Genomic DNA, 4297 nt, shown 5'->3' with positions numbered 1-4297 from the left:
CGCATCAGCGTCCTGTTCGCCATGCTCCGCGACGGAACCTTCTACCAGCCGAGAAGCCCCCGCACCGCTTGACGAAAGACATAGAGGCACCCCCCGTCCGGCCGGTGGGTTCCCACTACCGACCCGGCACCGCCTGGTGCGACACCGTGGGGCCATGACCGATCGACACTCCAGCGCCGCCGGCCGCCCCTGTCCGGCCAGCAGGATGAAACGCAATATCAGCGCTGTCGCGGTGCTGGCGCTCGCCGCCCTCGTCACCGCAACCGGCGCCGGGTTCTGTGACCGGCTGCCTGCGCGGGTCAGATCCAGGTGGCGAAGGTGACGTCGTCGGAGGCGGCGATTTCGCCGTTGGGGTCGAGGTAGGAGACCAGGCTGCCGAAGAGGATGAGTACGCCGAGGAAGCAGGCGGCGCCCCCGGCGTAGGGGGCGATGTCGCTGTGGCGGAAGGCGTCGACGACCGTGTGGCGGGCACCGGTGTCGGCGGAGGCGAAGTGCAGGCCCAGGACGGTGATGCCGAGCGCCGTGAGCATGATGCCGGCGAATGCGGCCAGGGCTGTCTTCCGGCTGGTGCTCTCGGCAGCGGCGGCCGGTTCCTCCGCCGCGAGGGGGGCGGGCTCGGCGTGGAGAGCGCGTTCGGTGACGGCGATCGCCTCGGCCAGGACGGCCTCCTCACGCTCACGCCGCCCGCGCTCCTCATCGGCCTGCGCCAGCGCGTCGCGCAGTTCGAGCAGTTCCTCCCGCAGGGCGCGGACGGTGCTCTCGCAGGCCAGGCGCAGACGGCGTTCCGACGCCAGCTGCGCGGTCAGCTGCATGATCATGTTCTCTTTCGCCGAGATCACATCGGCGGCCTGCCGTTGCTGGGCGGCGCATGCCGCCTCGGCGGCCGCCGCCTGGTCGGCCAGGCGCTGCCTGTCCTCACGGTGGCTCGCGGCCTCCTGGACGTACCGGGCTTCCCGGTCGGCCAGGAGAGCGGTGAGTTCTTCGCAGCGCGCCTGCGCCAGCGCCAGGTCGTCCTGTTGCCGGCAGGCCCGGTACCGCGCCGGGTGAGTGACCTCGAGGGCCGTCATGTACAGGCGACGTGTCTGGCTGCGCACGCCCTCCGTCACCGTCACGCCCTGGCGTGCGCACGCCTTGAGGACCTGGTCGACGAAACTCCTCTCGGGCATCCGGATCTCACCCAGGGAGTGCCCCTTGCCGTTGAGGCGGCGCGAGAGCGCGTCGGGCCGCATGTTCAAGGCGTCGGCCGCTGCCCGGCGTGTGGCGAACGCTTCGTCCACCAGCGCGCACACATGCCGGCACCAGGCCGTCAGCTCCGCCCGGTCCCCGCTCCCGCGCGACTGTTCGGCTGGTCCCGGGGGCGCGGGCGCCGCGGGATCCTCACCGAGCGGCTCCTGCTCGCCTTCCATCGTGTCTTCCCCCTCTCTGGCGGCGCTGCTGCCAATCGGCTGCGCCGGTTTCCTGGCGGTCCGCCTCTGTGCTTCGGGCACGAGGCCGACGAAATGGCGACAAGCCTCTCGCGAACCCTTTCGCCGCATCGGGCGTTTTCGGCAATCCACCCATGGCTGCGGCCTCTCGGTGTGCCGGTCGCCTGCCCGGTTCACCGCCCGTGCGGGGCGCAGACGTCGCCCGTCTGGCCGGCTGCAGGGTGTTCGCGCGCCTGGGCCGCGTCGCCGGCGGCGGTGGGCTGGAGCAGGAGCAGCAGGAGGGTGACGATGACGGCGCCCAGGCCCAGGGCCTGGCCCATGTCGGGCCTGCGGTGGGCGATGTGGACCGCCAGGCCCCCCGGCGCCAGGACCACGACTGCAGACAGATCGATCGGCACAACGGGCTCCCTCTCTTCTGTGACGGCGGCTCACCGGCCCACGCGCAGTCGGGCAGCGCGAAGGCAGAGCAAGCCGATGGCAACGCGTGCGCCGACTGCCCCTGTGCAGGCTGCGCGGCGAGCGCGACGTCACCAGATTCGAAGGCCCGGCGTGCTTGCCGTAAGACGCACGATCGAAGAAAGCCGCAGCTCGCAGAGTTGCCGGACCGGCATCCCGACCGGCCAGACATCCATCGACGCTCGACCCGAAATCGCGCCGATGCGACGACAACTGAGCGTGAGGCGCGCCGTCCCGTCAATGACCAGGTATCAGGTGCTTGCGTCTCGTCCTGGCGGGCAGGGCTCCTTCACCCTGTAGGGCCGCAAGCCGGGATCCGGACAGCAGCGAACTGAGGTAGTGAGGCGACGTGCCGGCAGACAGGACGCTGGAGGCGCTCAGGGCAGTCTGGGTGGCTGGGAAAGGGGTTCTCGCCGGTCGCGGTGTTTCGGGGATGGTCGGGGTGCTGGCATCCGTGTGTTGAGCGGCGGCGCGTTCGTACCGGGCCGGGTCGTGGGGGGTCTATGACGTGAAGGGGGGTGTGTCGTCTGGTGCGACCAGTACTTTCCTTTCCTGGATGGTGTTGCGGTGGAGGGTGAAGGCGCGGAGGGTGTCGATGGTGTTGGCGGGGCCTTGGTCTGTGAGGGTGTGGGTGGAGGTGACGATGAGGTAGTGCTTGGCGGAGGGGGTGACGCGGGCGATGTCTGCGGGTGAGGGGTAGGGGATGGAGGTGGGGACGCAGTAGTAGACGGCCTTGATCTCTTCGCTGTCGCGCAGCAGGTGGCTGGTATCGGCAACGGGGCGCGGTTTGTCGGTGAGGACGGGAAGCTTGGGTGCGGGGTTGAGGGGATAGCAGTTGGTCAGGCGCTGAGAGGTGCGCGGGCCGACTATGACGCCGCAGGCGAGGTCGGTCTGGGCGGCGTGCAGGGCGATCATTTCGTGCAGATGCGGCGGGATGACGAGGGTGGAGCCGGATCCCCTGCGGGGGACCTGGAGGTGGAACTCGGGGCGGAAGGCTTCGTCCAGGCAGGCGAGGATCTCGTCTTCGGTGCCGCGGTGGAACTGGTGCAGGAGGGCGTGGATTTCCTGGCGGTTGGCCAGGTTGTGGGTGACGGCAAGCCGGACCAGGGGTGGGAGGTCGTCCAGGGGGCGTCGGCGCAGGGCATGCCAGATCAGGTGGTGCGCGGTCGGTTTTCTTCCGTCGGCGAGGATGCGACGGGCGATGCCGGTGAGATCCAGCATGTCGCGGAGACAGACGCTGACGTCGAGGATCTCCTGGCGTACGGGGTCTGTCGGGTCGAGGGTGTCCATCGCTGTGAGCAGTGCCTGGACGTGGCTGATCTGGCCGTATGCGGGCAGCGCCAGCAGGCGGGCGCGCAGGGCGGGTGATTGGGTAAGGAACTGCAGCAGGTGACTGATGTATGCGGGGGTGGCGGTGCCGACGAGGTCGGGCAGGTCGACGATGCCTGTCAGCAGCCGCTGCCGGGCGCGGGCCGGTACTTCGTTCAGGAGGCTCAGCAGGTCGTGCACCGGTACGGAGGTGGCGGTGTTCTTCGCGATGCTGAGGTCGAGCAGTTGGGTGAGCATCTCGTCCGCCTGGGCGCTGTGGCCCGTGTTGTACAGGTGCGAGGTGGCCGAAGCGGCTTCGGCCGCGTTCTCGTAAGGCGGCCAGGCGGGTGCGTCGTCGGGGGAGTGAGCGCGCTGACGCAGCCAGGCGGCCTGCCACGTGCGGCCTTTGCTCTCGAGTGCCGCGGCGCAGGCGAGGATCCAGTCGGGCGCTGCGGTGGCGGCCTCGGACAGTACGTTCAAGGCCAGATGCTCGTGGGCGCGGTGGACCAGGGCGCTGATGAGTTCTGCCGCCTGGCCCGGGGCGACCGTGTGGACGCAACAGCGGATGAGCTCCGGCACGCAGCCCGCGGGAGATTGGCACACGGTGCTCGCCAGTTCATCGGCCGACGACGTCTTGGCATGCCGGGTCCACAGCCACACCGCGTCCTCGCTCAAACCGCGCTCCCACAACGCCGCCGCGGTGCGCGCCACATGGCCGGGGAGGGCAACCGTGACGAGCAGCAGGAGTTGCGCGTAGGGGTGCGGCCCGTGCCGGTGCAGTTCCAGCATCTGCTCAGCAACGAGGTCTTCATGCCGTTGCGCCACGCCTTCCAGCAGCGCCTGCGCCATCCAGCCGGGGTGGCGCCGGCGCAGCGCGTCGGCGACGCTGGCGGCGCTGAAGGAGGGACAGGCCCCTGCTGACTTCACCAGCCCATGCCGCAGTCGGCGGTGGGCGTTCGGCTCCAGCGCGTCGGCCAGGGCCAGCAGGGCGGTCAGCGAGGGCACTGCGGCGATTGAGCTTCCCCCGAGATGCGGGATGTGTTGACAGAGGGTCAGATGGGTTTCATGAGAGGAGCCCAGACGATGCCTGCCCCGAGGAAGTACCCGCT

Annotated in this window: 3 protein-coding genes; all 3 read right to left on the bottom strand. The window is 69.9% G+C overall.

Going from position 1 to position 4297, the window contains the following annotated elements:
* Positions 1-299: 299 nt before the first annotated feature.
* The 3 genes from ABT300_RS41935 to ABT300_RS41925 all read right to left on the bottom strand — a co-directional run bounded on the left by ABT300_RS41935 (position 300) and on the right by ABT300_RS41925 (position 4193).
* Positions 300-1406: a hypothetical protein gene (locus ABT300_RS41935; RefSeq protein ID WP_351687831.1), complete on the bottom strand. Its 1107-nt coding sequence runs from the start codon at positions 1404-1406 to the stop codon at positions 300-302.
* Positions 1407-1597: 191 nt separating this feature from the next.
* Positions 1598-1822 (bottom strand): hypothetical protein, encoded by a 225-nt coding sequence (locus ABT300_RS41930; RefSeq protein WP_351687828.1) that lies wholly within the window; start codon positions 1820-1822, stop codon positions 1598-1600.
* A gap of 559 nt (positions 1823-2381) precedes the next feature.
* On the bottom strand, positions 2382-4193 hold the full coding sequence (locus ABT300_RS41925; RefSeq protein ID WP_351687825.1) for a Mus7/MMS22 family protein: 1812 nt from the start codon (positions 4191-4193) through the stop codon (positions 2382-2384).
* Positions 4194-4297: the final 104 nt, after the last annotated feature.

It is taken from the genome of Streptomyces sp. NPDC001027 (assembly GCF_040299045.1).
In the GTDB taxonomy this organism is placed as follows: Bacteria; Actinomycetota; Actinomycetes; order Streptomycetales; family Streptomycetaceae; genus Streptomyces.
Note: the sequence above shows the minus strand (reverse complement) of the source record. Positions and strands in the feature narration are given on the sequence as shown.